Annotated in this window: 1 pseudogene; it reads right to left on the bottom strand. The window is 52.9% G+C overall.

Going from position 1 to position 605, the window contains the following annotated elements:
• A pseudogene (locus CKL79_RS22740) lies at positions 1 to 432 on the bottom strand (IS701 family transposase); the annotation flags it as partial.
• Between the last annotated feature and the right edge of the window lie 173 nt (positions 433 to 605).

Here is a 605-nt window from a genome sequence, read left to right as displayed (position 1 = left end):
TCTAAAATAGTCGTTCTTCGTCTTGCCCGCTGCTTTGTCATACAGTCTGAAGTTGACCGGATAAGAATGACCGGAGGGGTCACTGTAGTACAGAGTAATTAGGTTGAGTCCCTTCACCGGTCGCTTGTGCTTGCCCGAGTAAAAGTAATCCACCAAGGCACTTTTGCTGGGGTCGCGATACGGTTTGTCTTCCACACTATCGTCTACGCTGAGCGTCCCGGATTCTAGGTTCAGCTCGCCTTTAACCTCGTCAAAGAGGTCTTTGGGCGTGTAACGTTCGCGTAATAAAAAGCGATTCACGCTATCGTGGCTCAAATCTGCCAAAATTTCTGAGAGCCGCACGCAGCTCACATACTTCGGCTCTGAGAGCAAAAATAAGGTGTAGAGCGTGCTATCGCACTGGGCTGTAGATGGTTTTGATAGCTCACGCATGGCCTAGCGATCACTCAAAAAGAAGGGGGCTCCTGCCAGCATACAGGCTGGCTACTCTGTCAATGCGTAAGTCCTATAGATGCTCAGCTCTATCGCCCGGCACCGCCTCGGCAACCTCACCAGATGGGCCGACCGCGCCAGGTGGGCCAGCGGTTACCCGGCCTCATGCCACT

The organism is Leptolyngbya sp. BC1307, assembly GCF_002286735.1.
GTDB lineage: Bacteria > Cyanobacteriota > Cyanobacteriia > Phormidesmidales > Phormidesmidaceae > Phormidesmis.
Note: the sequence above shows the minus strand (reverse complement) of the source record. Positions and strands in the feature narration are given on the sequence as shown.